Genomic DNA, 3,757 nt, shown 5'->3' on the forward strand with positions numbered 1-3,757 from the left:
CGCCGTCGTCCAGCGCCTGCACCGTCACCGGCGCCGGCCCCTTGCGCCGGGTCGGGGCGCCGACGTCGCGCTTGCGCAGCCCCATGAGGCGGGCGTTCCGGTAGAAGCTGCTGACCGAGGTCCCGTATTCGATCGCCAGATCGACCAGCGGCTCGCCGGCGTGGTAGCGCCGCAGCCCCTCGCGATAGCGCGCCGGCGACATGCGCGACCGGCTCTGCTTGTAGGGTTTGTCATCCGGCCACGGCGCCGTCGCCGCCGCCGTCCCCTGATCCGTGATGTCCGTCGTCCTGCTCATCCGCCCATTATCCGGCGGCCGCGCCCTACGGCGTGTTCAGGACGCTGAGGCGGAGGGGGAGTGTCGGGAATTCAACGGCTTGTCCGCGAAAAGTGTGCGGACTGGACGCGGATTGCCAGCATATCCAGCGTCACGTTTTCCTTCGGCGGAAAGGGTCGGCCCCCTTGTCATCCCGGACGCCGCAAGGCGGCGATCCGGGACGCTTGAGCTCACAAACACACCTCCTCCCGGAAGCGGCGCCAGCCGCTATCCGGGAGACAGGTCGGGAGCCAGCGCGGCGTCCACCCGTCTCCCGGACAATCGCGTCGCGATTTCCGGGAGGGCCGCGTCGGCGGCGCCGTCCGTCCCGGATCACCGCTTCGCGGCGTCCGGGATGACAAGCGCCCCAGGCTCATTCCCCCGGCGCGTCCCCCGCGACCACCGCTCCGAACACCCGCCGGAAGCTGACCCGCAGCGCCTCGTCGGCCTCGTCCATCGTCGCCGGAACGCCGAGGTCGACCAGGCTGGTGACGCCGTGCTCATTGATGCCGCAGGGGACGATGCCGGTGAAATGGGTCAGGTCGGGCTCCACGTTGAGGCTGATCCCGTGGAAGCTGACCCATTTGCGCACCTTGACGCCGATGGCGGCGATCTTGTCCTCGCGCGACCAGCCGGGGCCCTTGCGCTCGACCCAGACGCCGACGCGGCCCTCGCGCACGTCGGCGGGGACGCCGAACTCGGCCAGGGCGCCGATGATCCACTGCTCGAGGCCGCGCACGAAGGCGCGCACGTCCCTGCCGCGCCGGTTCAGGTCCAGCATCACATAGGCCACCCGCTGGCCGGGGCCGTGATAGGTGAACTGGCCGCCGCGCCCGCTGCGGTGGACCGGGAAGCGGCCGGCGTCGAGCAGGTCGGCGTCCCTCGACGAGACGCCCGCGGTGTAGAGCGGCGGATGCTCCAGCAGCCACACCAGTTCGGGGGCCTCGCCGGCCGCGATGGCGGCGGCCCGGGCCTCCATGGCCGCGACCGCGAACGGATAGTCGACCAGCCCGGGCGAGACCGCCCATTCGACCGCGACGCCGTCCTCGCGGATCAGCTTCGATACAGTGGGGCTTAAGGACTGGGAAAGCATGTCGCCCTCAATGTGGGGATCGGGAGCGCCATGCAAGAACCGCCCGTCCAGTCCCAGTCAGCGTCAGAGTATCCTGTGAGTCAGATCGAAGCCGTCGACATCGAGATTTCGGTCGTTCTGGGACGCTCTGTTCTGCCGATGAGCCAGCTGCTGCGGATGGGCCGCGGGGCCGTGATCGCGCTCGACGCCTCGGAAACCGACGAGGTCTGGATCCTGGCCAACAACTATCCGGTGGCGCGCGGCGAGATCGAGATCCGCGAGGACCGCATCGCCATCACCGTGACCCGCGCGGCCGACGTCTACGATTTCATGGCCGGCGCCGCCTGAACCGCTTGGCATAACGCCCTCTCTCCGCTATCAGCCCCCCTCCGATGCGAGCGGTCGTGGCGGAATTGGTAGACGCGCAGCGTTGAGGTCGCTGTTCCCTAACCGGAGTGGAAGTTCGAGTCTTCTCGACCGCACCATCAGATTTGACAGGGCGAAACATCGGCGAAACGCTGATCTGAAAACAGGGGAGGCCAAGCGTGAGCAAGATCGCAGACGCCCCCCTGCCCCCTGTCCAGAACGATGAAATCGAGCACGTGGCCCTCGACGAGGACTATGTCCTGACGGCCGGATTCGTCGAGAAGGTGGTCGACGCCGCCGATGACGGCGACGGCGTCCGCCTCCGCTCCCTGCTGGAAGACCTGCACCCGGCCGACGTGGCCGACCTGATGGGCTTCCTGACCTCCGAGCACCGCGCCGTGGTCACCGTCTGGCTGCCCGCCGACCTGCTGGCCGACACCCTGCCGGAACTGGACGACAGCATCCGCGAGGAGGTGCTGGAGCGCGTCCCGCACCTGATCCTGGCCGAGGCGCTGCAGGAGCTGGATTCCGACGACGCCGCCGCGGTGGTCGAGGACCTCGAGGACGACCAGCGCGAGCGCGTGCTGGCCGCCATGCCCGACGTCGACCGGGCCGCCATCGAAAGCTCGCTGGGCTACGCCGAGGATTCCGCCGGCCGCCTGATGCAGCGCGAGGTCATGGCCGCGCCGCAGTTCTGGAGCGTCGGCGACACCATCGACCACGTCCGCAAGCAGGGCGAGGACCTGCCGGAGCTGTTCTTCGACATCTATGTCGTCGACCCGCTGAACCGGCCCGTCGGCAGCGTGCCGGTCAGCGGCCTGCTGCGCGCCCCGCGCACGGTCGCCCTGGCCGACATCATGGAGCCGGTCAACGAGATCGCCGTCGACCAGGACCAGGAAGAGGTCGCCTACATCTTCGAGAAATACCACCTGATCTCGGCCCCGGTGACCGACGCCGCGGGCCGGCTGGTCGGCCAGATCACCGTCGACGACATCGTCAACATCATCCAGGAAGAGAACCGCGAGGACATCCTGCGTCTGGCCGGCGTGTCCGACGAGGACCGGGGCTCGTCGGTGACCGAGATCGTGCGCGGCCGCGTGCCGTGGCTGGCCATCAACCTCGGCACGGCGGTGCTGAGCGCCGTGGTCATCTCGTGGTTCGAGGCGACGATCGAGCAGATCGTGGCCCTGGTCATCCTGCTGCCGATCGTCTCGGCCATCGGCGGCAACGCCGGGACACAGGCCCTGACCGTCACGGTGCGGGCCCTGGCGACCCGCGAGTTGAACAGCTCCAACGCCCCGCGCACCTTCCGCCGAGAATTCGTGGTCGGCCTGGCCAATGGCCTGGTGCTGGCGCCCCTGATCGGGGGCGCGGCGGGCCTGTGGTTCCGGGACTGGCGCATCGGGGCCGTGATCGCCGCGGCCATGGTGCTGAACCTGCTGGTCGCCGCCACCGTCGGCATGCTGACCCCCCTGACCCTGTCGCGGCTGAAGTTCGACCCGGCCGTGTCCTCGGCGGTGTTCGTGACGGCGACGACGGACTTCTTCGGCTTCCTGATCTTCCTCGGTCTGGCCACGATCGTGCTGCTCTGATCGTCGGGAACGGCGCGGCGCTTGCTGGTTCTCCCGTCAAGCGAGCGCTTTCGTCTCGATTTGGGTCATTCAGGTGTCCAACGCGACCACCCCACGTCTGAAGGTCTCCCGCGAGGGAGTCGTCCTCATCAAGAGTTTCGAGGGCTTCCGGCCGCGCGCCGTGCGGGACGAGGACGGCCGCTGGGTAATCGGCTACGGCCACACCGCCTCGGCGCGCGAGGGATCGACGGTCAGCGAGAAGGACGCTGAACTGCTGCTGCAGTATGACCTGCTGCCGGTGGTGAAGGCCCTGAACGAGCGGGTGTCCGCGCCGCTCAATCAGCACCAGTTCGACGCCCTGGCCAGTTTCGCCATCTCCGTCGGCGTCGACCGCTTCCTGGCGTCGGACGTTCTGCAACGGTTGAATGAGGGCCA

Annotated in this window: 5 protein-coding genes and 1 tRNA gene; 4 read left to right on the forward strand and 2 right to left on the reverse strand. The window is 68.7% G+C overall.

Annotation, left to right across the window (positions count from 1 at the left end):
• Both RDU12_RS13765 and lipB read right to left on the reverse strand, forming a co-directional pair.
• Positions 1–295 (reverse strand): hypothetical protein (locus RDU12_RS13765; RefSeq protein ID WP_308685186.1); only part of this gene is annotated, 295 nt, incomplete at its 3' end.
• Between the two features lie 391 nt (positions 296–686).
• On the reverse strand, positions 687–1,406 hold the full coding sequence (lipB, locus tag RDU12_RS13770) for a lipoyl(octanoyl) transferase LipB (RefSeq protein WP_300292103.1): 720 nt from the start codon (positions 1,404–1,406) through the stop codon (positions 687–689).
• 30 nt (positions 1,407–1,436) lie between these two features.
• Here lipB and RDU12_RS13775 point away from each other — a divergent pair, with 30 nt between their 5' ends.
• The 4 genes from RDU12_RS13775 to RDU12_RS13790 all read left to right on the forward strand — a co-directional run.
• Positions 1,437–1,733, forward strand: a complete 297-nt coding sequence (locus RDU12_RS13775) for a FliM/FliN family flagellar motor switch protein (RefSeq protein ID WP_300292101.1) — start codon at positions 1,437–1,439, stop codon at positions 1,731–1,733.
• Positions 1,734–1,783: 50 nt separating this feature from the next.
• Positions 1,784–1,870, forward strand: a tRNA-Leu gene (locus RDU12_RS13780).
• Positions 1,871–1,930: 60 nt separating this feature from the next.
• On the forward strand, positions 1,931–3,343 hold the full coding sequence (mgtE, locus tag RDU12_RS13785) for a magnesium transporter (protein ID WP_374990224.1): 1,413 nt from the start codon (positions 1,931–1,933) through the stop codon (positions 3,341–3,343).
• Between the two features lie 73 nt (positions 3,344–3,416).
• On the forward strand, positions 3,417–3,757 hold a 341-nt coding region (locus tag RDU12_RS13790), incomplete at its 3' end, for a lysozyme (RefSeq protein ID WP_308685190.1).

The organism is Brevundimonas sp. (assembly GCF_031082345.1).
Lineage (GTDB): Bacteria > Pseudomonadota > Alphaproteobacteria > Caulobacterales > Caulobacteraceae > Brevundimonas.

Bases quoted from the DNA above. Each gene is read 5' to 3' on its own strand.
- lipB (WP_300292103.1), bottom strand. From the start codon at position 1,406: ATGCTTTCCCAGTCCTTAAGCCCCACTGTATCGAAGCTGATCCGCGAG.
- RDU12_RS13775 (WP_300292101.1), top strand. From the start codon at position 1,437: ATGCAAGAACCGCCCGTCCAGTCCCAGTCAGCGTCAGAGTATCCTGTG.